General features: G+C 69.2%; 18 protein-coding genes and 7 pseudogenes. 9 read left to right on the forward strand and 16 right to left on the reverse strand.

Annotated features, from left to right (window positions below; all coding sequences use genetic code 11):
• Nucleotides 1–17 precede the first annotated feature (17 nt).
• From ACZ5SK_RS06385 to ACZ5SK_RS06400, 4 genes and pseudogenes are all read right to left on the reverse strand, one after another.
• Nucleotides 18–1061, reverse strand: a complete 1044-nt coding sequence (locus tag ACZ5SK_RS06385; RefSeq protein ID WP_468575453.1) for an AraC family transcriptional regulator — start codon at nt 1059–1061, stop codon at nt 18–20.
• 44 nt (nt 1062–1105) lie between these two features.
• Nucleotides 1106–1525 (reverse strand): hypothetical protein, encoded by a 420-nt coding sequence (locus ACZ5SK_RS06390; RefSeq protein ID WP_468575454.1) that lies wholly within the window; start codon nt 1523–1525, stop codon nt 1106–1108.
• A pseudogene (locus tag ACZ5SK_RS06395) lies at nt 1522–2348 on the reverse strand (AMP-binding protein). Before ACZ5SK_RS06395 ends, ACZ5SK_RS06390 begins: the two are co-directional and overlap by 4 nt.
• Nucleotides 2349–2365: 17 nt before the next feature.
• Nucleotides 2366–2518, reverse strand: a pseudogene (locus tag ACZ5SK_RS06400) (IS5/IS1182 family transposase); the annotation flags it as partial.
• Between the two features lie 371 nt (nt 2519–2889).
• On the opposite strand from ACZ5SK_RS06400, the gene ACZ5SK_RS06405 reads away from it, so the two are divergent.
• The 3 genes from ACZ5SK_RS06405 to ACZ5SK_RS06415 all read left to right on the forward strand — a co-directional run bounded on the left by ACZ5SK_RS06405 (nt 2890) and on the right by ACZ5SK_RS06415 (nt 8725).
• Entirely contained in the window at nt 2890–6087 is a 3198-nt protein-coding gene (locus ACZ5SK_RS06405) for an alpha-L-rhamnosidase (RefSeq protein ID WP_468575455.1), read from the forward strand.
• A gap of 145 nt (nt 6088–6232) precedes the next feature.
• Nucleotides 6233–8266 carry a right-handed parallel beta-helix repeat-containing protein gene (locus ACZ5SK_RS06410; RefSeq protein WP_468158455.1) on the forward strand — a complete coding sequence of 678 codons (2034 nt, stop codon included), beginning with the start codon at nt 6233–6235 and terminating at the stop codon, nt 8264–8266.
• A gap of 123 nt (nt 8267–8389) precedes the next feature.
• Complete coding sequence (locus tag ACZ5SK_RS06415; RefSeq protein WP_468575456.1) at nt 8390–8725, forward strand: hypothetical protein; 336 nt, start codon at nt 8390–8392, stop codon at nt 8723–8725.
• Between the two features lie 71 nt (nt 8726–8796).
• Here ACZ5SK_RS06415 and ACZ5SK_RS06420 read toward each other — a convergent pair.
• The 3 genes and pseudogenes from ACZ5SK_RS06420 to ACZ5SK_RS06430 form a co-directional block, all read right to left on the reverse strand.
• Nucleotides 8797–9483: pseudogene (locus ACZ5SK_RS06420) on the reverse strand (FAD binding domain-containing protein); the annotation flags it as partial.
• 367 nt (nt 9484–9850) lie between these two features.
• Nucleotides 9851–10477, reverse strand: coding sequence for an NAD(P)-dependent oxidoreductase (locus ACZ5SK_RS06425; protein ID WP_334581921.1), 627 nt, complete (start codon nt 10475–10477; stop codon nt 9851–9853).
• A gap of 447 nt (nt 10478–10924) precedes the next feature.
• Nucleotides 10925–11269 (reverse strand): annotated as a pseudogene (locus ACZ5SK_RS06430) (XdhC family protein); the annotation flags it as partial.
• 273 nt (nt 11270–11542) lie between these two features.
• Here ACZ5SK_RS06430 and ACZ5SK_RS06435 point away from each other — a divergent pair.
• Complete coding sequence (locus ACZ5SK_RS06435) at nt 11543–12118, forward strand: TetR/AcrR family transcriptional regulator (RefSeq protein WP_334581922.1); 576 nt, start codon at nt 11543–11545, stop codon at nt 12116–12118.
• Between the two features lie 89 nt (nt 12119–12207).
• On the opposite strand, the gene ACZ5SK_RS06440 is transcribed toward ACZ5SK_RS06435, so the two are convergent.
• From ACZ5SK_RS06440 to ACZ5SK_RS06475, 8 genes and pseudogenes are all read right to left on the reverse strand, one after another.
• Nucleotides 12208–12618 (reverse strand): divalent metal cation transporter, encoded by a 411-nt coding sequence (locus tag ACZ5SK_RS06440; protein WP_361702700.1) that lies wholly within the window; start codon nt 12616–12618, stop codon nt 12208–12210.
• Between the two features lie 29 nt (nt 12619–12647).
• Nucleotides 12648–13295: a TetR/AcrR family transcriptional regulator C-terminal domain-containing protein gene (locus ACZ5SK_RS06445; protein ID WP_468575459.1), complete on the reverse strand. Its 648-nt coding sequence runs from the start codon at nt 13293–13295 to the stop codon at nt 12648–12650.
• 171 nt (nt 13296–13466) lie between these two features.
• The gene (locus tag ACZ5SK_RS06450; protein ID WP_361702697.1) at nt 13467–14015 is read right to left on the reverse strand and encodes a MarR family winged helix-turn-helix transcriptional regulator; all 549 of its coding nucleotides are present in this window, start codon (nt 14013–14015) and stop codon (nt 13467–13469) included.
• A gap of 100 nt (nt 14016–14115) precedes the next feature.
• Nucleotides 14116–14712: pseudogene (locus ACZ5SK_RS06455) on the reverse strand (Lrp/AsnC family transcriptional regulator); the annotation flags it as partial.
• Nucleotides 14713–14774: 62 nt separating this feature from the next.
• Nucleotides 14775–15827, reverse strand: a complete 1053-nt coding sequence (locus ACZ5SK_RS06460) for an alpha/beta fold hydrolase (RefSeq protein ID WP_334581926.1) — start codon at nt 15825–15827, stop codon at nt 14775–14777.
• Between the two features lie 175 nt (nt 15828–16002).
• Nucleotides 16003–16797: a maleylpyruvate isomerase family mycothiol-dependent enzyme gene (locus tag ACZ5SK_RS06465; RefSeq protein WP_334581927.1), complete on the reverse strand. Its 795-nt coding sequence runs from the start codon at nt 16795–16797 to the stop codon at nt 16003–16005.
• 133 nt (nt 16798–16930) lie between these two features.
• Complete coding sequence (locus ACZ5SK_RS06470; RefSeq protein WP_334581928.1) at nt 16931–17596, reverse strand: response regulator transcription factor; 666 nt, start codon at nt 17594–17596, stop codon at nt 16931–16933.
• Between the two features lie 251 nt (nt 17597–17847).
• On the reverse strand, nt 17848–18204 hold the full coding sequence (locus ACZ5SK_RS06475) for a sensor histidine kinase (RefSeq protein ID WP_334581929.1): 357 nt from the start codon (nt 18202–18204) through the stop codon (nt 17848–17850).
• A gap of 256 nt (nt 18205–18460) precedes the next feature.
• Between ACZ5SK_RS06475 and ACZ5SK_RS06480 the strand changes: the two genes are divergently transcribed.
• The 3 genes and pseudogenes from ACZ5SK_RS06480 to ACZ5SK_RS06490 all read left to right on the forward strand — a co-directional run.
• Nucleotides 18461–19732 carry an MFS transporter gene (locus tag ACZ5SK_RS06480; RefSeq protein WP_468158453.1) on the forward strand — a complete coding sequence of 424 codons (1272 nt, stop codon included), beginning with the start codon at nt 18461–18463 and terminating at the stop codon, nt 19730–19732.
• A gap of 91 nt (nt 19733–19823) precedes the next feature.
• Nucleotides 19824–20329: pseudogene (locus tag ACZ5SK_RS06485) on the forward strand (ABC transporter permease); the annotation flags it as partial.
• A pseudogene (locus ACZ5SK_RS06490) lies at nt 20326–21001 on the forward strand (ABC transporter permease); the annotation flags it as partial. The pseudogenes ACZ5SK_RS06485 and ACZ5SK_RS06490, both read left to right, overlap by 4 nt.
• Here ACZ5SK_RS06490 and ACZ5SK_RS06495 read toward each other — a convergent pair.
• Nucleotides 20949–21410 carry a contact-dependent growth inhibition system immunity protein gene (locus ACZ5SK_RS06495; RefSeq protein ID WP_334583760.1) on the reverse strand — a complete coding sequence of 154 codons (462 nt, stop codon included), beginning with the start codon at nt 21408–21410 and terminating at the stop codon, nt 20949–20951. The pseudogene ACZ5SK_RS06490 and the gene ACZ5SK_RS06495 overlap by 53 nt on opposite strands.
• Before the next feature lie 699 nt (nt 21411–22109).
• Between ACZ5SK_RS06495 and ACZ5SK_RS06500 the strand changes: the two genes are divergently transcribed.
• Together ACZ5SK_RS06500 and ACZ5SK_RS06505 are read left to right on the forward strand one after the other, a co-directional pair.
• Entirely contained in the window at nt 22110–23780 is a 1671-nt protein-coding gene (locus ACZ5SK_RS06500) for a purine-cytosine permease family protein (RefSeq protein WP_334581931.1), read from the forward strand.
• Between the two features lie 441 nt (nt 23781–24221).
• On the forward strand, nt 24222–25310 hold the full coding sequence (locus tag ACZ5SK_RS06505; RefSeq protein ID WP_457495831.1) for a hypothetical protein: 1089 nt from the start codon (nt 24222–24224) through the stop codon (nt 25308–25310).
• Nucleotides 25311–25543: the final 233 nt, after the last annotated feature.

Here is a 25543-nt window from a genome sequence, read left to right on the forward strand (position 1 = left end):
CTCTGGACGACAACTATTTAACCCTGCGCGACACCCGGTGACGGACGACCGCGCTTGGCCTCACGACGGACCTGCGACGGCGTCTTGCCGAACCACCGGCGCGCGGCCCGGGTCAGGGCCGCCTGTCCGGCCAGCTCCACCAGCGACGCCACCTGCGACAACGGCATGTCGGTTCCGGTCAGGAGCCGGTGCGCGGCGGTCTTGCGTACGTCGTCGAGGATCGCCTGGAACGAAGTGCCCTCCTGCGCCAGCCGCCGCTGCAATGTGCGCGGATGAAGGTGAAGCCACCCCGCGACCAGGTCGATCCGGGCCGGGACCGTGCCCAGGGCGCGGCTGACCGCCGACCGCACGCCGGCCGCGACGCCCTCGCGGGGATCGGTGTAGTGCGCCTCCAGGTACTCGACGACCATGCGCCGCAGTTCGGGGTTGACCGGGGTCGACATCGGCTGGGCGAAGAGCTTCGTGGGCACCCGCAGCAGGGCGCGACCGGTGTCGAAATGGACCGGCGCATCGAAGAACTCGGTGTACACGGACTCGTCGGTGAGCGGCGGATGGGGCAGGTAGACGCCGAGCAGCTCGTACCCACCGCTCATGGTGATGAGATTGCGGTGCAGCAGGCCGAGCCCCGCGTCGATCGTCTGCGGCTCGTAGGGAACATCCGGATGCAGCATCCGGTACTCGACGGCCCCGACCCCCGCATAGCGCTCGGGATCGTCCGCCAGAGACAGGCGAATGCCCTGGTTGTGCACGAACAGGAACCGTGACGCGCAGTCCAGGCCCTCTCCGACGGTGTCGCAGTTGCCGACCGCCAGGGCCAGCGGGCCGAGCATCGACATGTCCTGGTACGCCGCCAGGCGCAGCCCGAGATCCGGACAGTTGAGTGTCTTCGTGGCGCGGCGCAGGATCCGTCCGGCGGTCACCGTCGGCAACAGCCCGTGATCGGAATCGAGGTCATCGGGCGAGACGCCGAACTCGGCCAGCAGTCCCGCCCCGTCCCCGCCGAGGTTGTCGACGAGGCGATCGATGCCGCGTATCGCGGCGGCCCGGATCTCCATCTGCATCCGTAAACGGTATCGCCGACGTGACCTACGAAACCGGCGCCGGGTCAGGCGTTGTCAGCGCTGGTGACCCAGTCGGGCTCGGTGACCAGCAGGCTGAGTTCCTCCTCCCCGGGGTCTACGTCGACGGCGTACCGAAACCCTGCTGACTCGGCGACCTCGACACCGGCCGGCGCGCCCGCGGGGACGGCGACGACGACGCGCCGACAGCGTGAATCGGCTTCCTGGACGGCGTCCGACAGGGCCCGCAGCAGGGCGGGACGCATCGGTTCCGGGCACCCTGCGCCGATCCGCACCTCCACGTCATGGGCGCCGACGGGGTAGGTGTCGCGCAGACGTCCCGAGACGCAGCGTTCCAGACGTACCTCCACGGTCACCCCGTTCCGGCGAAGCCGGAGGTCGACGGCGGTACGGCTGTGGGATGCCCGGACCGCCTCCCATCCCGGGACCTCGAGCGCCGTGATCATGTCTGCTCTCCCTCGGCCACCAGGCGGCGGATTACCGCTTTGTCCAGCTTGCCCGCCGCGTTGCGCGGCACGGCACGGACCACCTTCAGGCGCCGGGGCAGCTTGTACCGGGCCAGCCGGCGTGCGGCGTAGTCGCGCAGGCCATCCAGCGTGATCTCCGCGTGGTCGGCCACCGTGACCACGGCGGCCACCGCCTCCCCCACTGTTCATCGGGCACACCGACGACCGCGACGTCGACCACGCCCGGCATGGCCGCGAGGACACGCTCGACCTCGGCGGGGTAGACGTTCTCACCGCCGCTGATGATCATGTCCGTGAGGCGGTCGACAATGAAGAGGAAACCGTCCTCGTCGAGGTGGCCGACGTCCCCCGAGTGGAACCAGCCGTCGTCGAAGGCCGCGGAAGTGGCCGCCGGGTTGTTGTACGGCATCGGGATGCCGGCTGATCCGACCTTGTCCAGGGTGTGTTCGGCCGGCAGATGCGTGGCGAACGAGGCGGTCTCGGCCAGGCCCCACGCCTGCTGCAGCAGAAGTCCCTGGCGGGCGTAGAGCTCGACGAGGGACGGGGGGACCGGCGCGCCCGCGATCACGACCGTCCGCAGCGAGGTCAGGTCCCGCTCGAAGGCTCCGGGAACCCGGGCCAGTGCCGCGAACATCTGCGGAACACCGAACATCGAGTTGACCCGATGGGTCACGAGATCGTCGAGACACGTCCGCGGCTCGAAGGAGCGGCGCACCACGACGGTGCCGCCGCGGACGAGCGTGCGCAGGACGAAGCTGTCCAGGGCTCCGATGTGGAAGAGCGGTGCGGCCACGTACGTCACGTCGCCGCGCCGGGTGTCCAGTTCTCGCTGGAGGCGGCCACGCTGCGGCCGCGGGTGGGCACGAGGGTGCCGTCGACGATGTAGACAGTGTCCTTGCGCGGCCGACGGGCCGGCGAGATGGCCAGCAAGGGCGCCAGGTGATCGAGGACGCGGTCGGCCGCAGACTTCGCAGCACACGGAGTGGCCTCCGCCCACCGGAGCATTCCAGGTCCTTCCCGCGTACGTCCGACGCCGGAGGGCTCCTACTCGGACTCGAACGCCCCGACACCGGGGAGTTCTGCCGCGGATGTGCGGCATGTCTCTCGAACGAGTGGACCCGGGGGCAAAGTCACGGGCTTCCGGGCCCTGTTGGCGTCGTATTGAAACCGTTCAATCGGCAGCCCCGCCGCTCCCCCTCCCGCCGACGCCCAGCGCTGTCGCGAACTACCCACGTGAGAAAAACCGTTCACGACGATTGACCCTCGCCTCACCCGGCTCTAGGTTTTCCACACCTCTCCGTTCTGAATCGATTCATTCCTTTGCCTGTGTGTAAGGAGTCGTGGTGATCAGCAGGAGGAACATTCTCGCGACCGCCGCCGCAGCGGTCGTCGCGGCGGCGGTCGACAGTGGGCCGGCCGTGGCCGTGCCGGGGTCCGGACCGGCGAAGGGCGCCGGCCCGCGCATCACCGGGCCCAGCGTCGAGTACGTCCGACACCCCCTGGGCATCGACACCCCGCGCCCCCGTCTCAGTTGGCCGCTGGCCGCCGACGGGACGGGTGTGCGGCAGAGCGCCTACCAGGTCCGGGTCGCCACCAGCGCCTCGGGGCTGGCCCGCCCGGACGTCTGGGACAGCGGGAAGGTCAGCTCCGCCGAGTCCGTGCTCGTGCCGTACGCGGGGCCGGCCCTCAAGCCCCGCACCCGCTACCACTGGTCCGTGCGGGTCTGGGACGGCGACGGCCGGGTCTCCTCCTGGAGCGAGCCCTCGTGGTGGGAGACCGGGCTCATGGACACCGGGCAGTGGACCGCCGACTGGATCTCCGCCCCGGCGAGCCTCACCGACGCGCCGTCCTTCGAGGGCGGTTCGTGGATCTGGTTCCCCGAGGGCGACCCGACGAGCAGCGTTCCGGCCGCCACCCGCTGGTTCCGCGGCAGAGCCGACCTGCCGGACGACATCACGGCAGCCACGCTCGCCATCACCGCGGACAACGTCTACGCCGCCTCCGTGAACGGTGTCGAGGTCGCCCACACCGACCTCGACACCGACAACGAGGACTGGCGCCGCCCGGCCGTCGTCGACGTACTGGAACAGGTGCGTACAGGGGACAACGTTGTCGCCGTCTCGGCCACCAACGCGACCGTTGGCCCGGCGGGGCTGCTCGCCGTCCTCGTGGTCCGCACGGCCTCCGGTGAGCAGAAGGTGTTCACGGACGCCTCCTGGAAGGCCACTGATCAGCAACCGGCCGACGGCTGGCAGGAGTTGGGCTTCGACGACGGCGGCTGGCAGCAGGCCAGGGTGGCGGCGGCCTGGGGCTCGGGCCCCTGGGGGCGGGTCGTCCCGGTGTCGTACGCCGTCACCCAGCTGCGCCACAGCTTCCGGCTCCCGCGCAAGAAGGTCTCCCGCGCACGTCTGTACGCCACGGCGCTCGGCCTGTACGAGGCCCACCTCAACGGCGACCGGGTGGGCACCGACCAACTCGCCCCCGGCTGGACCGACTACCGCACGCGGGTGCAGTACCAGACGTACGACGTCACCGAGTTGCTGAGACCGGGCGCCAACGCCATCGGCGCCTACCTCGCCCCCGGCTGGTACGCGGGCAACGTGGGCATGTTCGGGCCCGGCCAGTACGGCCCGCATCCGGCGTTCCTCGCCCAGTTGGAGGTCGAGTACGCGGACGGGACCAGTGAGCGCGTCACCTCCGGCACCGACTGGCGGGCCGCCGCCGGGCCGATCGTCGCCGCCGACCTGCTCAGCGGCGAGACGTACGACGCGCGCAAGGAGACCCCTGGCTGGACGTCGCCCCGCTTCGACGACGGGAGCTGGCTCCCGGTCCGCGGCGAGGGCGACATCGGACCGGGTCTGATCGTCGCCCAGGTGGACGGACCGGTGCGGGTGGAACGCGAGTTGACGCCCAAGGCGGTGACCCAGCCCAAGCCCGGCGTCTACGTGTTCGACCTCGGGCAGAACATGGTCGGCTCGGTTCGGCTGCGGGTCTCCGGCACCGCGGGGACGACCGTCCGGCTACGGCACGCCGAGGTGCTCAACCCTGACGGCACCGTCTACACCGCCAACCTGCGCAGCGCGGCGGCGACGGACACGTACACCCTCAACGGCCGGGGCGAGGAGGCCTACGAACCCCGCTTCACCTCCCACGGGTTCCGGTACGTGGAGGTGACCGGGTTCCCCGGTACCCCCACCGCGAAGGCGGTCACCGGGCGGGTCATGCACACGGACGCCCCCTTCACCCTCGACTTCGAGACCGACGTCCCGATGCTGAACCAGCTGCACCGCAACATCACCTGGGGGCAGCGCGGCAATTTCCTCTCCGTGCCCACCGACACGCCCGCGCGCGACGAGCGGCTGGGCTGGACCGGCGACATCAACGTCTTCTCGCCGACCGCCGCCTACACGATGGAGTCGGCTCGGTTCCTGTCCAAGTGGCTCGTCGACCTGCGGGACTCGCGGACCTCGGAGGGTGCCTTCCCGGACGTGGCACCCGCGGTCGGCACGCTCGGCAGCGGTACGGCGGGCTGGGGTGACGCCGGTGTCACCGTCCCCTGGGCCCTGTACCAGGCCTACGGCGACCGGCCGGTCCTCGCCGACGCCTGGCCGTCCGTCCGGGCCTGGCTCACGTACCTGGAGCAGCACAGCAGCGGGCTGCTGCGCCCGGCCGAGGGTTACGGCGACTGGCTGAACATCGACGACGACACCCCCAAGGAGGTGATCGCCACCGCGTACTTCGCCCACAGCGCAGACCTCGCGGCGCGGATGGCCGCCGAGCTCGGTGAGGACTCCGCGCCCTACCGCGACCTCTTCGGGCGGGTACGAACGGCCTTCCAGAACGCCTACGTCGCCTCGGACGGCCGGGTGCGCGGCGACACACAGACGGCCTACGTCCTCGCCCTCTCGATGGATCTGCTGCCGGACGCGTCCCGCAAGGCGGCGGCCGACCGGCTGGTGGCACTGATCGAGGGCCGGGACTGGCACCTGTCCACCGGGTTCCTCGGCACGCCCCGGCTGCTGCCCGTCCTCACCGACACAGGGCACACGGACGTCGCCTACCGCCTGCTGCAGCAGCGCTCGTACCCCGGCTGGGGCTACCAGATCGACCGGGGCGCCACCACGATGTGGGAGCGCTGGGACTCCCTCCGGCCCGACGGCAGCTTCCAGGACGCGGGCATGAACTCCTTCAACCACTATGCCTACGGCTCGGTGGGTGAGTGGATGTACACGAACATCGCCGGCATCGCGGCGGGCCGGCCCGGCTACCGGGAGATCGTCCTCCGCCCGCGTCCGGGAGGTGCGGTCACCTCCGCCCGCGCCACGTTCACCTCGGTCTACGGGCCTGTCTCCACCCGGTGGCGGTTGCGGTCCGGCCGCTTCACCCTGACCTGCGAGGTGCCGCCGAACACGAGCGCCGAGGTCTGGATCCCGGCGTCCGATCCGGGGGCGGTCACCCACACCCACGGCACGTTCCTGCGCCGGGAGGACGGCTGCGCGGTCTACCGGGTGGGCTCCGGCACCCACAAGTTCACCACCTGAACGTCCCTCCCCCGTACGGGGATTGGGCCCGACGGTTCCGTCGGCGGCGCACATGCCAGTAGGCCGCCGACGGAACCCGGCATTGACCCGATGTATCTACGCCACGGTCATTGACCTCTCACCGCCCTACCCCTACCTTTCCTGCATGTTTTTAACAAGAGAACAGACACACGCCGCGAGACCCGCCAGACCACTCCTCTTATTCATCGGGTCTTACCGAGTCCTTGCGGCCTTCTTCTGCGCACTCCTGCCCTTCGGAGCGCTCGCTTCACCCGCGCACGCCGCGACCGCGGTCACCTACTTCGTCTCGCCCAGCGGCAACGACAGCAACCCGGGCACCAGCGCCGACGCCCCCTTCCGTACCCTCACCAAGGCGCAGACCGCGGTCCGTTCGATCGACAAGTCGACGTCCGGTCCGATCACCGTGACCTTGGCCGGAGGTGTCTACCGGCCGGCCAAGACGCTCACTTTCAGCTCCGCGGACTCGGGTGGCGGCACGGCCGGTACCGTCTGGTGGAAGGCGGCATCCGGACAGACCCCGGTCATCAGCGGCGGCGTCCAGGTCACCGGCTGGACGCGGACCAGCACCGACAGCAGCATCTGGTCCGCCCCGGCCCCCAGCAGCCTGGACACCCGCCAGCTGTACGTGAACGGCCTGCGCGCCCAGCGCGCCACGGGTTCGCTGCCCGTGTCCGTGACCCAGACGGCGACCGGATACACCACGGCGTCCGGCGACCCGATGGCCGGCTGGCGCAACCGGTCGGCCATCGAGTTCGTCTACCGGGGCGGGCTCGGACTGTGGACCGAGCCGCGTTGTCCGGTCGCCTCGGTCACCAGCACCGCCATCACCATGGCCCAGCCCTGCTGGAACAACTCCACCCAGCGGATCATGCGGACCGACGACTCGGGCCGCACCTACAACCTGGTCGGCCGCAAATCGATCACCGAGGCGCCGACGGCGGTGGAGAACGCCTACGAACTCCTCGACAAGCCGGGTGAGTTCTACCTCGACAAGACCGAGCACCGGTTCTACTACATCCCGCGCTCCGGGGAGAACCTGACCACCGCGGACGTCGAGGCGCCCTCGCTGGACACTCTGGTGGCGACCTCCGGAAAGGCCTCGGACGAACCCAGCCACATCGGCTTCCAGGGCATCCAGTTCAGCTACGCGAACTACACGACCTCCAACACCGGCACGGGCTTCTCCGAAATCCAGGCGACGTACCAGGTCACCGGTACCACGGGCTATGCCACCCAGGGACTGTGCACGTTCGTGTCAGGCGGCACCTGCCCGTACGGCAACTGGACGAAGATGCCCGGCGCGGTGCGGTTCACCTACGACAAGAGCATCCACTTCGACCACGACTACTTCGTCCATCTCGGCGCGGCCGGACTGGACCTCGGCAACGGCTCGCAGAACGACACCGTCACCGCCTGCGTGTTCACCGACATCTCCGGCAACGGTCTCGACCTGGGCGGCGTGGACATCCCCCAGCCCAGCAGTTCGGCACAGCACACCAGCGGGATCACCGTCAAAGACAGCCACTTCTACGACACAGCCGCCGAATACCACGGCGGGGTCGCGATAGACGCCGGATACATCGAGACATCGACGATCACCCACAACCAGATCGATCACGTGCCCTACACGGCCATCTCCATCGGCTGGGGCGGCTGGCCCGACAAGGTGAGCCTGCCCGCACAGCCCAACTACTCGAACAGCAACACGATCTCGTACAACCTGATCCACAACCACATGTCGCTGCTCGGTGACGGGGGTGCCGTCTACACGAACGGGATCACGGGCACCTCGATGACGAACGGTGAGAAGGTCGTCGGCAACGTCGTCCACGACCAGCTCAACACCTCGGGCGGCCACGTCCTGTACACGGACAACGGCGCCACGTACGTCTCGATCCTCGGTAACGCGGTGTGGAACATCAACGTCTCGCCGTGGGGCAGCAAGCACGTGAACTACATGGCAGGCGACGGAACGTACGACCCCACGGACATCGAGGGCAACTACTGGCCGAACGGTCCGTCCGACTACGACAACAAGAAGGTTCTGATCAAGGACAATCACGCCATCACCGGGGCGGCCCAGGTTCCGTCGAGCATCATCGAGGCGGGCGGCATCGAGTCGCCGTACCGGGCGGTCCTCTCCTGGCAGCCGGCCTGACACGGAGGAGAACACTTCGGGGCCCCCGCCCTGGAAAGCGCAGGGCGGGGCAGGAGGCCCAAGTCGAACAAGGCCGGACTCAGGTCGCCGCGGCTACCCTGGCTGAGCGAGTATCGTCCGCACATGGACACCACGGCTGAGCCCCGCGTCCTCGTCATCGGGCTCGATCCCTACCCGGTGCCGGGGCCGTGGGATCCCGAACCGGTCGCCAAGGCGATCGAGGCGGGACTGGCCAAGTTCGCCGAACACGGCGTGGGCGTGGAGACCACGGATGGGCCCGCAGCATCGGTGGTGGCCTCCGGCACTCGGACGATCAGGCCGAACTCCTGGAGCAGGTGGTCAACCTGGTGCGGCGGCACGCACCCGACGCGGCCATCGCCTTCAACAGCACTCCAGCCACCACCTACGAGGCCGCTGCCCGTTGGATCTAGTAGGGCCGGGGACTGGCGCGGTGGCTGATGCTCCGTTTCCAGTCCCCGCCGCTTCAAACCGTGCATGCAGTTCTCCCGCACACGGCTTTCCGACATCATTCACCGGCTGGCATGCGCCGTCGCCCTGTGCACGTTTCCGGTAAGACGGTAGACACCGAGCCGGGTGATCCACCCATAAGTAAATCGAGTGGTCCAGTTCCTGCCCGCTAGTCTGTGATTTATCGGGGTCGCACCCTGACACAACCCCTCAGGTGAGGTCGGGCGGCAGTGCCACCATCGCCGCGCTCTCGCGCCGCGGACCAGTGACCAGTAGATCCGGCCCGGCGCAGGGGTGACGACCCCCTCGGCCAGCTCTGCCAGGGCCTCGCCCGCACGCTCGGCGGTGCCGAGAAGGAACCGATCGAGTGCGGCGGCGATCGAGCCGATCGCGAACGCGTACGAGGCGCGCTCGCGCACCTTGTGGTAGCGGGAGTGGGCGGCGACCGGGGCAGGCGGCAGGGTGACACCCGTGATCAGCGCGCCCGGCGGCAGCGCCGTCTCCCGGTGCGGAGTGTCGCGCACCGGCAGATAGAAGTCGGCCAGCGGCAACTCGCCCGAACCGTCGGCCGTTTCGTAGGTGACGACGGCGTTGAAGGCGGTCAGCGCCACGCCCATGTCCGAGGGGTGGGTGGCCACACAGTGCTGGGTGGCGCCCAGGACCGCGTGGTTGTGGTGCTCCCCCTCGACGGCGGGACAGCCGCTGCCGGGCGCCCGCTTGTTGCAGGCTTTGGTCACATCGGTGAAGAAGGAACGTAGCTCCCTGTGCGAGTCCTGCGGCGGTGCCGGACATCGGGATGTCGTGGTCGACATGCGGGAACAGCAGGCCGGTGTTGACCCTGTCCAGATAGGCACCGAGCCCGGGTTCACCGCGGTGCGGGCAAGCAGGACGACGACGGGTAGGCCGGGAGGACACGTTCATGACGACGCTGCCGCGCTGCAGCTCAGCTGTTCGCCCCTGCGGAGCCACGGGCTTCGATATCCGAACACGAGTTGAAACGCGGCGTCTCATCGAAGCAGGCAACAAGCCCTCACCACTGGCACGGCGAGGACCGTGGACGACGCGGATGTCCGGGCGTCCGGGCCGCTTCGGGGCTGCGACGTCGGCGAGACGGCGTCAGTCGGTGATCACGGGGCTGCGGTGGATCCATTCATCACCGTGCGCCGCCCCGAGCATGAACGCGGCGACATCCGCGCGACTGATCGCCGGGTTGCCCTTCATCGGCAACCGGTCGTCCGCAAGGTACGTGCCCTTCGCGGGGCCGTGGGTCAGCCGGGTGGGAAGCACCACGGTCCAGTCCAGACCGCTGTTGCGGATCCGCTCGTCCGCGATCTCCTTGTCGGCGTAGATCGCCCGTGTGATCGTTCGGTAGATCACTTTCTGAGCGGGACTCGCCCAGGCATAGGTGTGGCCGACGCCGAACGACGACAGCCACACCAGCCGCGAGACACCCGATACGCGGGCCGCACCGATCACCGCCGCCGAGGAAGCGGTGAACAGGCCGTCGGCTGTCACCGAATTGCCCCGGCCCAGGGCCGAGAGGATCGCGTCGTGCCCGCCCGCCACCGCCGTGATGTCCCGCTGCGAGGTGGCGTCACCGATGACCGGCGTCACCCTCTCGGCCAGGTCGCCGAGGGCATCCGGGTTGCGCACGAAGGCCGTGACCGAGTCACCCGAGCGTACGGCCAGATCGGCGAGATGACGTCCCGTGGGACCGGTCGCGCCAAGAATGAGCAGCTTCATGACAGCGAGTCCTTCCGTGAGAGGATAAGAGAAACGGACACCTGTCCGGACTCACTCGAAAGGTAGCGGACACCTGTCCGCTTCGCAAGCGTGACCACCGGCGGGTCCGACGTCAGACCCGCCCGGGAGCTCTCGCACACAGACCCGCCATGACCAGATCCAGCAGACGGCCGGCCTGGGCGCGCAGTCCCCGTCGACCTCGATCCGCCAGATGCCCGCAACGGCCCAAACGACGTCCTCGCCGCGCACGTCCGCACGGATGACTCCAGGCGCGCGATTGGGCTCCAGCAACATCTCGACCGCGTCGAGGACCAGCGGATACCCCGGCCCCTGCGGGCCGTGTGCGGCATCGAGGGCCTGCCGCAGCGCACCCGCCAGTCCCGCCTTGGCCACGGCGAAGCGGGCCGGCCTGTCCATCCACTCCCGCAGCACCGGCTCCGGACTCCTGGCGCCCAGCAGCACCGTCCTGACGGGTGCTTCGGCGGTGACCGGCGTGACCAGGACGTCGATGATCCCGCCGCAGGTGAGGCCCACGGCGAAGGCGTCCTCGTCGCTGCAGCCGAAACGCTCGACGACCGACCTGCCTTCGTCGAGAGCCTGCGTGCAGAGGTCGTAGACGGCCCCTTCCACGCAGCCTCCGGAGACCGAGCCGATGGCGGCGCCGTCGCGGTCGACAGCGAGGGCAGCCCCGGGGCCGCGTGGCGCGCTGCCGCCGACGCCGACCACCGTGGCCACGGCGAAATCCCGGCCCTCCTCGAGCCATCGAGTCAACTCTTGTGCGATGTCGAGCACTTGATGCCTACGCTTACAGAACGCGATGGTGCCGTCCGGACAGCTCGTGGGCTGCGCTCCTGCCGCATGTCGGACGACATGGGCCGATAGCAATCGACCACCCATAGGCTTCAATGGTGGGAACGCCACAGCGGGCCGCTGGCCTTGGCTGTATCCGGCTACGTTACCGTCAAACGGACTACTGTCCGCTAGTGAAAGTATCGGACAACGGTCCGCTGAGCGAGTGACTCAAGGGATCCAGGGTGTGAGCCCAGGAGGAGAGGGAGTGGAGTCTTGAGGAACGACGGGCCTCAGCGATCGGACGCGCAGCGCAACCGGGAGCGCATTCTGGAGGTGGCACTGGTCGAGCTGTCGCATTCGGCGGACGTGCCGCTGAGTTTGATCGCCAAGAAGGCGGGGGTGGGACAGGGCACGTTCTACCGCAACTTCCCCAACCGCGAGTCGCTCGTCCTGGAGGCACACCGGCACGAGGTGCAGCAGCTCACCGAGGGTGCGAGTGAGCTGCTCAAGACAAAGGCGCCCGACCAGGCCCTGCGCGAGTGGATGGACAGGCTGGCCCGCTTCGCCGTCGCCAAGGTGGGCCTCGCCGAGGCCATGCGCCAGACCATCGGCACATCGACCGCCTCGGCGCAGCCGGGGTACGCGCTGGTGGTCGCGGCGATCGAAGCGCTGCTCCAGGCCAACCACGAGGCCGGCACCATCCGTCCCGGCGTGACCGCCGACGACTTCATCCTGGCCATCGCCGGCATCTGGCAGATCGACGTCCACGGCGACTGGCACGCCCAGGCCGCCCGGCTCCTGGACCTGGTCATGGACGGTCTGCGCGCGGGAGCCCCTGGGCGGAGCTGATGAGCGAGGGGCTGTGTAGGGATACGGGGGGTGACCTCACCGGCCGACCAGGTCAGAAGCACCGTCGCCGCAGCCCGCGGGGGCAACGGTCAGCCGAAGAAGCTGAGCGCGAGGAGGGCGATGTTGAGGCCGACGATGGCCACGCACACAGTGCTCGCCGCCAGCACGGTCAGGGAGTGGTTGCGGTCGACGCCCATCACCCTCTCTCGGGACGTCAGGACCACCAGCGGTATCAGCGCGAAGGGGATGCCGATGGAGAGCACGACCTGGGAGAGCATCAGGGCGCCGGTCGGGTCGACACCGAGCGCCAGAACGAACAGGGCCGGGGTGGCGGTGACCAGACGGCGGGCGAAGACCGGCACCTGGCGCCTGAGCAGGTCGGCCATGACGACGGACCCGGCGTACGAGCCGACCGCGGTGGAGGCGAACCCGGAGAAGAGCAGGCCGATGGCGAACAGCAGGGCGACGCCCCCCGCCGAGGTTGCTGCCGATCGCCGCATGAACGCCCTGGATGCTGCCGGTCCTCGGCTCACCGTCGAGGGCCGTGGCACCGAGCAGGAGCAGACACAGATTCACCGGACCGGCCAGGAACAGGGCTATGGCGACGTCCGCACGGGTGGCCGCAAGCAGCCGGATAGTCGAGGTCCGCACACAACTGAGCGATCGCCGCTCGGGGACCCACCGCTCCCGTAAGCCGGCCGTCGGGCCTGCTGACCATGGCGAGCACCAGATCGGCCACCTGGTCGGCCACTTCGGCGGGCGTCTGCTTCCCGAGCGGCTGCGGCCACCAGGCGATCCAGTCGCACATCCCGAGCACCGCCGGCGCGGTCGTCCTCGGATCGACCGGACGAAACAGTCCTTCCTCGATGCCCTCCTCGATGAGCCCGACCAGTTCCCGCAGCGTGGTCTGGTGCGCGGCACGCTGGGAATCGGCGAGTTCCGCGGGCAGTTCCGCCTCCGAGCGCACCAGCAAGCGGTACTGGTTCGGATCGCTTGCGCGACGCAGCGCCATCACTCGGGCGACTCCGCGCAGGCGAGCGGCCGGGTCGGCGTCCGCGTGCCTGGCGAGACGCTTGATCTCCGCCGCCGGAGCCTCGGTGGTCTCCGTCAGCAGACGGGCCAGCAACTCATCCTTGTTCTTGACGTAGTAGTAGAGAGCCGGCCGGGTCATGCCCATCGCGTCGGCGATGTCCTACAGGTTCGTGCCGGCGAACCCGCGCTCGGCGAAGAGGCGTGCGGCTTCGGCGAAGATCTTGTCCTCGACCAGCCCCTTGCGTGACGTCATCCGCGCGAGTTGCCTCCGGTGCTCTTCGGACGCGCCCGTCGTGCAGTTCGGCCGCGGTGATCCTCAGGCCCGGCCCTGGACTCGGGCCGCCTTGACCGCGGCGTCGCGGGGCAGCAGGGCCGGACAGGAGGTGATGAGATCCCGAAGCGCGACGGTCGCCGCCTCGATGATCTCCGCCGGCACTCGCTCGAAGAGGGCCTCATGCTCGGTCGAGTTGGCGAGGACCGCTCGCTCGGCGAGTGCGACGCCGTCCGGTGTCAGCTTGAGCCAGGTGCTACGGGCGTCGGACGGGTCGGCCTCCCGCTCGACGACGCCGCGGGCCACCAGGCGGTGGGTGACGTTGGTGGTACCGCCGGTGGAGAGCATCAGGGAGCGCGCCAGCTGATTCGGCTTCAGTCGATACGGCTCACCGGCCCTGCGCAAGGCCACGAGCACGTCGAACTCGGCCACGGTGAGCCCGAGCTCGTCCAGTTCGCGCCGTGTACCGCGGTCCAGGGCCGTGGCGAGAAACATGATCCGCTTGCTCAGCTCGGAGGAGGCGAAAATGACCTCGGGCAGTTCCGCACGCCAGGTCTGCAGTACTGCGTCCACGGGATCTGAGGTAGCTGTCACGCCATACACTATAGGTCACTAGATGGATAGCTTCACGGAAAGCTTTATTTCGTTCGGCTCGCTCCTGGGCCGGCTCGTGCGTCAGCTGCTTGGCGCGGCGCAGGACGGGCGACGTCTCCACCTGGGCCACCCCGGGCAGGACGCTGAACCGGTCGGCCAGATACAGGAACAGCTCGTGAGAGTCGTGTGTGGCCACGACGGCGCCCAGATCGCAGGGGCCGACGGCTATCGCACCGACGTACGAGACCTCGGGATGACGCGCGAGAGCCTCACCCACATCCCGCAGGGCGGAGGGTACGGCCGTGATCCACAGGAACGCCCTGGTGGCGAACCCGAATCGCTCCGGTGCGTATTCCACGTCGAGGTACATCGCTCCCGACGCGAGGAGCTGGGAGAGCAGGGCGGCCTCCTGCGGCGTCAGTGCGGGTGTCTTGTTCGGCCAGCCGGAGGGTCCGCCGAAGAACCTGTGCAGGAACTGGTACGCGTGGATCCCGACGACGAAGTCCGCCGACGGTCGGCGCGTCGACTGGGCCGGAACGGCGGCTTTCGCGCTGTTCGCCGGCGCGACCACCTTCGCGGTGGTCCGGGCCGGGGAGGTCGGCTGGGGGTCGTCGCCCACCATGGTCTCCTTCGCGCTGGCCGTCGTCGGCCTGATCGGCTTCGTGTTCCTCGAGCGCCGGGTGACATCGCCCCTCATCGACCTGAGGCTCTTCCGCAGGCCCGAAGGTGCTGGGCGGGCTCTTCGGCCGGCCCAGCACCTTAGTGCGTGGCGGTTCGGGTGTTCGCCAGGGCTTCCACGGCCGCCGCGACCTGACGAGGGCTGGAGATCATGGTGAGGTGGCGGGCCCCGGGGATCAGGGTGGGCGGGGGTGCGCCGATGCGTCGGGCGGTCTGCTGCGGGGTCTGCTTGCTGAACACGTCGTCCTGGGCGCCGAAGACGACGGACTTGGGGATGTGGACCGCGGCGAGGCGGGCCACCTGGCCGGCGGGCAGGCCGGGCACGCCCTGGGCGAGCATGTCCCACAGCGCGGCCTCCGCGCCCGGCACCCGCAGCGGCCGGCGCCACTGGTCCACTCCGGCGGCGTCCAGACGCGGGCAGGCCGGCCCGCACTGGGCGTCGTAGAAGGAGCGGATCAGCCAGTCGACGCCGAGGCCGAGGCGCAGCAGGCTGGTGCGGTAGGGGTCGATCAGCACGTACTTCAGCGCCGACGGCGGGCCGGCGCCGGTGTCCAGGGCGTCCCCGTCGAGCAGCATCACGCCAGCGATCCGCCCCGGGGCGCGCAGGGCCGCCTCCGTGACGACCGCGGCCCCGCTGGAGTGGCCCACCAGCAGGGGGCGTTCGCCCGGCCCGCCCAGGTGCAGGGCGCCCAGGAAGCCCAACAGCTGGCGGGTGAAGTGGTCGACGGTGTAGGGGCCACGGCGCTGGCTGTAGCCGTCCCCGGTCAGATCCAGCGCGTAGACACGGTGCTCGCGGGCCAGGAGCGGGGCGAGGCGTGACCAGGTGTCCGCCTGCTCGAACGCACCGTGGACGAGGACGACCGGCGAGCCGGTCGTGCCCCAGGTCCGGTACCGGGTGCGGACATCCGCCGCCTGCACATACCGCAGCCCTTCGGGAGGCGCGGCCCGCCCCGCCGTGAACGCGTTGAAGACCAAGGAGGCCGTGGTGACGACGGCCAGCGCAACGGTGCAGACGAACACCGCGCGCCGCACCCACCGCCCCAGCCACGGCCGACGCCACGACGGTGTGCTCCCCGCGGCGTCGGCATCCGCCGGCCTGAGTTCGGCCGGCCCGACCTGAAAGTCGGCATCCACGTCGATGTCCTGTTCGTCCTCGTCGGCGATCCGACGACTCTCACGGTCACGGATGAAACGGCTGCGGCGGCAAACGCGACCGTGTTCCCGAGCAGCCGACGACAGCCCCGCCGGGCTCCCACCCGTGGGGCACACCGCCTTCGACGACAGCTTCGGCGCCGGGCGGCGCCCCGGCTCAGAACCCGGGGAAGACGCGTCGCAGGTCGTCCAGCGTCAGTGGACCCCCGGTGAGCGCCACGCTCGTCGGCGTGTATGTGGGCGCGTGACGGCCTGTCGTGAGGCGCAGCCACCACTCGGCGGGCGCGCTCAGTACCGCGTCGGGCTGGGCCGGCTCGTCGCCGAGCGCGACCGCCTCGCCGAGGACGAGTCCGAAGGACCTCTCGGGCGCTGTGGTACGAATCGCGAGCTGGACCGGACGGCCGTCCACGGCGTCGGCCCTGCCGAGGCGGCCGATGAGCAGACCGGCCTGGTCGAGCAGCAGCCCGGTCGCGTCCGACGCAAGGGTGGCCGCCGGATCGAAGGCGACCTCGACGTCCCAGGTGTGGAAGGTGAACTCGCTGAGCCGCAGGCCCGCCACGGTGGGCACGTCCACGGGCATCGGCAGGAAGCCGAGGTCGATCCGCAGTTCCTCGCGCGTCCGCGCCTCAAGGCCTTCGTAGCGGGAGACCAACGCCTCGTTGGCGGCCACGAAGCCCTCGGCCCGCTCCTCCGGGGACATGGCGTCCCAGCGCGCCCACACGGACTTGTTGAAGTCCCCGTCCTTGGGGCCGGTGCCGTCCAGAGCGCCTTCGAGAACGGCCAGGCCGATCTCCGCACCGCTGCCCAGGTGGCTGAGCACCTGCGACACGTCCCAATCCGTCGCCCCGGACTGCCGGGAGAGGTCGGCGGCGCCCAGGCCGCGCACCAGCGAGGTGAGGTGGTCGTGTCCGCTGCGCAGGGCAGCGATGATCCGGTCGGCGCGTTCACTCATGAGCGTCTCCAAAGTGGTAGGCCAGCAACCCGGCGGCGATGACGCTTCCAGCACATCACCCAGCAGGCAGCTTTTTGTAAAGCTATACGGAAAGTGGTTTGGGTGCAATCAGAGATGGACGGTGACTGCCGGCTCAGGTGCCCGGCCCGGCGAATCGGGACTGATATGCGATCACGACGAGTTGGGCGCGGTCCCGGGCGCCGAGCTTGGCCATGATGCGGTTCACATGGGTCTTTGCGGTCAAGGGCGAGACATGGAGCCGTTCCCCTATGCCGACGTTTGACAGGCCGTCAGCCACGAGGCCCAGTACCTGGCTCTCGCGTTCGGTCAGGGATTTCAGATCCGGTGCCGCATCACTCGCGGGGTCCGGCACGGCGAGGTAACGGGCGATCAGGGCCTTGGTGGCCGTGGGTGACAACAGTGCCTCTCCCTGGGCGATGACCCGGATGGCGTCCAGGAGGCCGGCCGGCTCCACGCCCTTGCCGAGGAACCCGCTGGCCCCCGCGCGCAGCGCGTGGAAGACGTACTCGTCGGTCTCGAAAGTGGTCAGGATCAACACCCGTACGCCCGCGAGGTCTTCGTCACCCGTGATGGCGCGGGAGACGGCGAGGCCGTCCATGTCGGGCATCCGGATGTCCATCAGGACGACGTCGGCGCGAGTGCTGCGGACCAGGGCGACCGCCTCACCGCCCGTCGCGGCCTCCCCGACGACCTCCATGTCCGTCTCCGCCTGGAGGATCAAGCGGAAACTGGACCGGACGAGGGCTTGGTCGTCGGCGAGCAGAACGCGGATGGTCATCCCTGCCTCTTCTGTGCGTCCGTCGCCCATGGCGCGTCCGCCCCTGCTTCGGATTCGGGTTCGGGCATGGGCAGCCGAACATCCACGCGGAAAAGACCCTGGGTATCCGCTTCGGCATGGAAACTGCCGCCCGTGGCGAGAGCCCGCTCGCGCATACCTGCCAGGCCGTGCCCGGTCCCCGCGGCGGCCTGCGCCGCCGGCGAACCGACGCGTACCGGGTTGGAGATCTGGATGCGCAGGTCATCGGGCCGTTACTCGACGAGCAGCTCGGCGCCGGCGTGAGCACCGTGCTTGTGGGCGTTGGTGAGCCCTTCCTGGATGATGCGGTAGGCGGCCAGGTCGACCGCGGTCGGCAGGGGACGAGCGTGTCCGGCCTGCCGGTGGCGCACGCTCAGTCCGGCGGCGGTCACCGCTTCGACGAGCCGGCCGAGGCAGGACAGGCCAAGAGCGGGTCCGGTCGGTGGCCCGTCAGTGGGCACCCCACTCGTCGCCCAGCCGGCCGACTGGGCGCCACCGTCGAGGGCGGCGAGGACGCGTCCGATGGTCACCGCCGACGGCGCGCGGCGCCAGCCCAGCAGATGCCGGCGCACGTCTACAGCCGGTGCCACCGCCCGCGCCGTGATCGCGGATCCGGAACCGCCCCGAGGTGAACGCTCAGGTCAGCGAACCGGCCCTCGTCCAGCGGACCCAGGCTCTCCGGCGCGCCAGGGATAGGGGAGGATGCAACAGCAGGCACGGGACACTCTCATGATCATCTGGCTTGGACGCCGGCCCAATATCCTGCTCGAAGTACGGACTGGAGTTTCCGGTCGGCGGCGGAGGCCCAACACTAATGATCACCGGAGTCACCAGGGAGCCCGCAGCATGACCGGCACCACGGAGGCCCTTGGCGGGTCTGCTGCAGTCGACAATGCAGCACGAAGTGTCACGCGCCCGTTCTACGTATACGCCGTGCTCACCAACACGCTGTTCCAGCGCGGCGTATTCGTCCTCTTCCTTCAGCAGCGAGGCTTCTCCGCCGGGCAAGTGGCCCTACTGCAGACACTGCTCTACCTGGTCAGCGGAGTTGCGGAGTTGCCGACGGGAGTCATCGCCGACCGAATCGGCAGGCGTGCCAGCATCGTGATCGGCCAGGTGCTGACAGCTGGATGTCTGCTCGGTCAGGTGGCGTCCTCCAACTACTGGGTGTTCCTGGCGCTGTTCATCGGGCAGGGCGTGGGCATGGCCTGTGTTTCAGGTTCGGACACCGCCCTGCTGTACGACCTGCTCGTGCGTCGTGGTGCAACGGCCGGCTACGTCAAGATCAAGTCCCGGTTCACCATGCTCGGGACGGTCACCTCGGGAGCCGCCATCGTCCTCGGCGGCCAACTGCAGCAGATTTCCTGGGGAGTCGTCTACATCGGTTCGGCGGCGTGCCTCGCCCTGGCCGTGGTGGTGCTGGTGTCACGGGTGCCCGAGATCCGCGGCGCGGACGCGGTGGACGAGCAGGACGGAGCCGAGGAGGAGCACGGCGACGCCACAGCATGGCGGGCGGTGCTTCGGGTCGCCACGCCGACGCTCGTGACGCTTGTCGTGGTGTCCGGATTGATGCATGCGACTTTGACGCCGTACATCATTTTCACGCAGAAGACCCTCTCCGATCAGGGAGCGGGCACCGCATTGGTCAGCGTGGTCATATCGGCGGGATTCTTCGCCGGCGGGCTCACTCCGCTGCTGTCGGACCGCGCGGACCGGCGCATCGGGTATCGGGTCATAGTCCCGGTGTCTCTCCTGACGCTCGCCGCGGCAGTTGGCCTGAGCGGCCTGGGCCTTGTCTGGGTCACCATCGTCGCGTTCCTGGCCCTGGTCGGGATTCCCGAGATCACCGCCGTGATCGTGGACAACGTGTTCAACGAGGCCGTGCCGTCGCGCCACCGGGCGAGCCTGCTGTCGATGATCGCATTCGTGGAGTCGGCGCTCATCGGCATCGGCTATCTCGTCCTCGGCACGCTCATGGACGGGCTGGGCTCCAGTGTGGGCATGGCCACCTACGCCGCGGTCCCCCTGCTGGCATGTCTCCTGTGGCTCCCGGTGCTCTTCCGAGGGGCACGGGTGCCCACCGAGATCGAGAAGCCCGCCGGCCAAAAGGCATCCTGAAACAATCGCGTCACCGTGGCAGCCGTTCAGCCTGGATCCACCGCGCCTGTCTCCGCCTGGGGCAGACTCCAGGTTCGGCACCCGAACCCCCGGCGTGGTGACCGGCGTGGTGATCGGGTCAGTGCCGGTGCTGCGGTCGGTGACCGCCTCCACCATCGAATTCCTTCGGCCGATCCCGTCGGTGGCCCTGATCCCGGTGGCGGTGCTGCTGTACGGCACCGACCTGGAGTCGACGCTGCTGCTGGTCGTGTACGCCTCCTTCTGGCAGGTGCTCGTCCAGGTGCTGGCCGGCACACAGGATGTCGACCCGGTCGCCCATGACACCACCCTCAGCTACCAGCGCTGCCGTATGTGATGACCGGCGTGCGGCTGGCCGCGACCGTGGCACTGGTCCTTGCGATCACCGCCGAACTCGTCATCGGCGCGCCCGGCCTCGGCAACCAGCTCGCCGTCGCGCAGACCTCCGGCGCCGTGCCGCGGGTCTACTCCCTGGTCCTGGTCACCGGACTCCTCGGCGTCGCGGTCAACCTGCTGGCCCGAGCGGTCGAGCGGCGGGCATTGCACTGGCACCAATCGATGCGCAGGGAGGGACAGTGACCACCGTCCTCATACTGGCCCGGCGGACAGGGCTGGCCCTGGGCCTACCCTCGGTCCTGTTCGCTGTGTGGTGTTTCGCCACCGCGGGCAGCACCGACTTCTACGTCCCCCCGCTGTCCACCATCCTGGACAGGTTCGGCCAGATGTGGACGGGCGAGCGGCTGCGATCGGACGTCGTACCCAGTCTGATACGGCTGCTCGCCGGCTATCTCCTCGCCACCGCCGTCGGGGTCGGACTCGGCCTGGCGGTCGGCTTGCACCGCGGCGTGCGCGACGTCCTGGAGCCGGTCCTGGAACTCTTCCGGGCCATCCCGCCCCCCCGTACTCGTGCCCGTCATCATGCTGTTCGCAGGCATCGGCGACACCATGAAGGTGCTCGTCATCGTCAGTGGCTGCATGTGGCCGATCCTGATCAACACCGCAGAAGGCGTCCGCGCCGTCGACGAGGTTCTCAGCGACACCTGCCGTTCCTACCGCATCACCGAACCGTCCCGGCTGAGGCACCTGGTGCTGCGCTCGGCCAGCCCGCAGATCGTCACCGGCATGCGGCAGTCCCTGTCCATCGCGATCATCCTCATGGTCATCAGCGAGATGTTCGCCGCCAGCAACGGGATCGGCTTCACCATCGTCCAGTTCCAGCGCTCCTTCGCCATCCCCGAGATGTGGAGCGGGAGGCACGGGCCGGGGCCCGCGCCGGGCAGGCCCTGGCCTGACCTCGCCCACCGCATCGCCGAGACATGGTCACGGCCCGTAGCCGCGCGCCGAGCTCTGGCAGCAAGGCCCAGGCCGAAGCAGGGGCATTGACGGCAGTGAGCAGCAGGTCGCCCTCGTAGAAGTAGGCGTCGAACAACGGCTCCTCGATCAGCAGGCGCACGGCGAGTGGAAGGACGTAGGGCAGTGCCACCTGCTGTGAAAGGAGGGTGCGCAGATCAGCTGCGCTGAGTGCACCCAGGGGAACGCGCCGCAACTCATGCACTGTGCGCACCAAGTGGGTCGCGTCGGCGGCAGGAGGCGCCCACCGGGGTGGGTCCAGTTCCTCGAGCGTGCGGTCGAGATACAGCAGGCGGTCCATAGGGCCCATGTTCACCGAAACAGGCAGGGCTCTCAGTATCGGTCACCACCACTTCGCGGAATGTGCGCGCACCGGACGGCGCCCTTTGCGTCTCCGTGCTCACGTAAGCATCACTGACCGCCTACGCCGGCCGCGACGGCGTCCTCGCCGCCGTCCGCGGACGTCTGTGGACCCGACGGACGCTCGCACCGCACGTACACGCTGCCGGGTTCGAGGTCATCGAACTGCTCGCCCCTCGCGCCTGACCCGCTGCCGAACTGATCGGCATGTTCCGCCCGTTGGCCGCCCCGGTCGCCTACGAACGCCTCGGACGTGGCTCGTGGACTGCTTCCTCACCTGGCCCGAAGGGTCCCACAGCCGTCCCCCTGAACGCTTCCGAAACACTTCCTTCATCCCGGAAGCATTTAGGGGTAACGACTGCCTCCTAGCGTCCCCCGTCATGGACATGAAGGTCTGTACGCCCCCGCCCCACAGCCGGATCCACGGCAACTGCCGCACCTCACGCTGGTCTACCTGACATCACCTGAGGAGTTCTGAAGCGACCGGATCGCCCGCCCCACGGACCACCCCGGGTGTCCCGCCTCCGCTCCCTGCTCCCCACCTCCATTCCCGCTCAGCCAACGTTGTCACACGGGCCCCGCGCCCTCGCCCATCCCCGATGTGAGGCACCCCCACAGCAGTCCCCGACCCGCAGCAAGGAGGCGCGGTATGAGCACCGAGCCACGACTGGCAGAAGTCACCGACAAGGAACCGGCACGCAAGGCAGCGCCCGGTACCGACCAGGCCGTCAGGGAGACCCTGGAGGACTACACCCTCCGCTTCGCGCCCCGCAGTTACCGCGGCTGGACCCCAATGGTCGTGGCGACCACCGCGCTCGGCGGCATCGCGTACATGGCCGACTTCTCCATCGGCGCCGGCATCGGTCTGGCCCACGGCACCGGCAACGCGCTCGTGGCGATCGCCGTCGCCGCCGTGGTCATCTTCGTCACCGGCTTCCCGCTCGCCTACTACGGCGCCCGCTACAACATCGACCTCGACCTGATCACCCGCGGCTCGGGCTTCGGCTACTACGGCTCGGTCCTCACCAGCGTCATCTTCGCCAGCTTCACGTTCATCTTCTTCGCCCTCGAAGGCTCGATCATGGCCCAGGGCCTCAAGCTCGGCCTCGGACTGCCGCTCTGGCTGGGCTACGCGATCTCCACGCTGATGGTGATCCCGCTGGTGATCTACGGCATGAAGGCGCTCAGCAAACTCCAGGTGTGGACGACGCCGGTCTGGCTGGTGCTGATGGTCGCCCCGCTGGTCTATCTGATCGCCACGGACCCGGGCACCGTGGACCGCTTCCTCTCCTACGCCGGCACCGACGGCGAAGGCGGCGTCAACACCGCGTCCGTGCTGCTCGGCGCAGGCGTCTGCCTCTCTCTGATAGCCCAGATCGGCGAGCAGATCGACTACCTGCGCTTCATGCCGCCCAAGACCGAGGCCAACAAGCGCACTTGGTGGACCGCCGTCATCATGGCCGGCCCCGGCTGGGTCGTCCTCGGCGCGCTCAAGCAGGCCATCGGTGTCTTCCTCGCCGTCTACATCCTCGCCAGGGTCGGCGCGGACGCCGCGCCCGAGCCGATCCAGCAGTTCCGCGGCGCCTTCGACGCGATGATGCCCTCCTGGCTGGTCATCCCGCTGGCCGTCGCTCTCGTCGTGATCAGCCAGATCAAGATCAACGTCACGAACGCGTACTCCGGTTCGCTGGCATGGACCAACTCCTTCACCCGGGTCACCAAGCACTACCCCGGCCGCATGGTCTTCGTCCTGGTCAACCTCGGTTTCGCGCTCGCCCTGATGGAAGCCGACATGTTCAGCTTCCTCAACGACATCCTCGGCTTCTACTCGAACTGCGCGATCGCCTGGGTGGTCACCGTCGCCACCGACATCGGCATCAACAAGTACCTGCTGAAGCTGTCCCCGCTCCAGCCCGAGTTCCGCCGCGGCATGCTGTACGCCGTCAACCCGGTCGGGGTGGTGGCCTTCGTCGCGGCCTCCGGACTGTCGATCGCCATGTACTTCCACGCGCTCGGCGACACCCTCCAGCCATACTCCCCCGTCGCCGCCGCCCTCATCGCCTTCGTCCTCACCCCGCTCATCGCGGTCGTCACCAAGGGCAGGTACTACCTGCGCCGCACCGACGACGGCATCGACGAGCCGCTCCTGGACGGGGACGGCAACCCCAGCGCCGTGACGTACCAGTGCCACGTGTGCCGACAGGATTTCGAGCGACCCGACGTGGCCGCCTGCGTCACGCACGGCGCCGTCGTCTGCTCGCTGTGCCTGAGCACCGACAACGTCGGCGACCACGTGCTGTCGGCGGCGCCCACTGCCTGACGCCTCATTACGTCGAGGAGAAAGCGAAGGGCTCCCGCAGGTCACGTCCTTGCGGGAGCCCTTCGTTGTGCCGCCTGCAGGTGAAGGTTGAGAAGACGACCACAAGCAGGACATCTGTGCGGAATGCAGCCGATGCGCGGTCGCGGCTACGCCGTCAGGGCACGAGCAGCAGGCTGTCACCTCACCCTTGGCGGTTCAGGGCCCGGCACCTGGCTCAAGGCCGCAGGCGTCGGCCGTAGAGCGCCAGGGGTCTTCCTGGGTCGCAGAGAAGGCCGCGGGGTTGACGGCGGATGCCACGCTCCACCAGGAGTACTGGTGCCGGGTCGCATGATCGTGCTTACGAGCTCGAAGGAAGGTGTATTTCGCGCCTCTCTTGCTGCCGAATGTAACCAACAGTGCGGTTTCGCCTTCTTTATGGGTGACCGACCTACAGGGGGAACGATGAACTGGTCCAGGGCCGTGGCCGTCACAGCGGCCGGTCTCATGCTGTGCGGCTGCGCCACCGCGGCGAGCACGGCCGGAGCGGCGCCGAGCACGGGCGCCTCCGCCCACAAGATCGCATCCACCACCGCCGGCAGTCCCGGGACCACGCACGGCAAGCCCGATCTGATCCTCAACGGCCAGACCGATGCCCGCCCCGGGCAACTCGTCCACATGATGCTCTACGGCGTCAGCCACGCGCAGGGCGGCGACGCGGTGACCGCCCAGTCACCCGCGTTGAGCGGACCGGTACGGCTGCGATGGGAGGGCGACCACTACTGGGCGCTGGCGACCCTCAAGATGACGGACAAGCCCGGCTGGTATCCGCTGACGGTCGCAGTGCACGGCCGCACCGTGGCCCACGACAGGATCCAGGTCGTACGATCCCAGCGGCCCTCCTTCACCCTGCCGGCCTCGCGTGACGTGACCCGCCCCGGGGAGCCGGTGTGGATGGGTTTCGACGACCTGTACCCCGGTGAGCGGGGCACCGACTTCACCGTGCGGTCCGCGGCCCTGCCCGGGCCCGTGCGTCTCGTCCACGACCCGACCATGGACTTCTACAACCCGCGGGCCTTCTCGGCGCGGCCGGAGCTCAAGAGGGTCCTGGCGGACGGCACGTACACCTTCGAGCTGTACGGCCCGCACGGCCGCCGCATCGCCGAGAAGCGCCTGAAGGTCCGCGCGTCCCGGCCCGGCGACGGTGACTACCTGGGCAAGGCGTACGGCCCCGAGTTCTACGACCCGGGCCAGGGCTACTCGGGCGACACGCACGAGTTCCGGGTCGGCGTCGGGCGCCAGGTCGCGGTCATGTGGCATGACGAGTACCCGGATCCGGGCGAGGAGACGCGGCTGACCGCCACCTCCCCGGCGTTCACCGGGACGCTCCACCTCCGCCAGGACGACAGCAAGGGCGCCGACGGCGACGACCCGCGCTTCTTCGGCACGGCCACCGTCCGCTCCGACCTCAAGCCCGGCCGCTACCCCGTGACGATCGTCGCCCATCACGGCCGGGTGAAGAAGACGGAGTACGTGACGGTGACGGCTCGGTAGCCCTCGCCGCCAAAGGGCCCATGGTCGGCCTCTGGAGATCGCCCCGTGCCAGCGAGGTGAGTGGAAGTCGGTAGAGGGCCTGTGGCCTGCTCTGTTACGGTCCAGTGGCCGGCCGCGGGACTCCGAGGACGACCTGGTCCGGCAGCTTTGGCTGGGTCCACCCCGGTGTGGCGAGGTCGGTCAGGGCTCCGGTGAGGGTGTGGAAGCGGCCGCCTCGCCGAGGAACCGGCGGG

It is taken from the genome of Streptomyces sp. NPDC031474 (assembly GCF_055581185.1).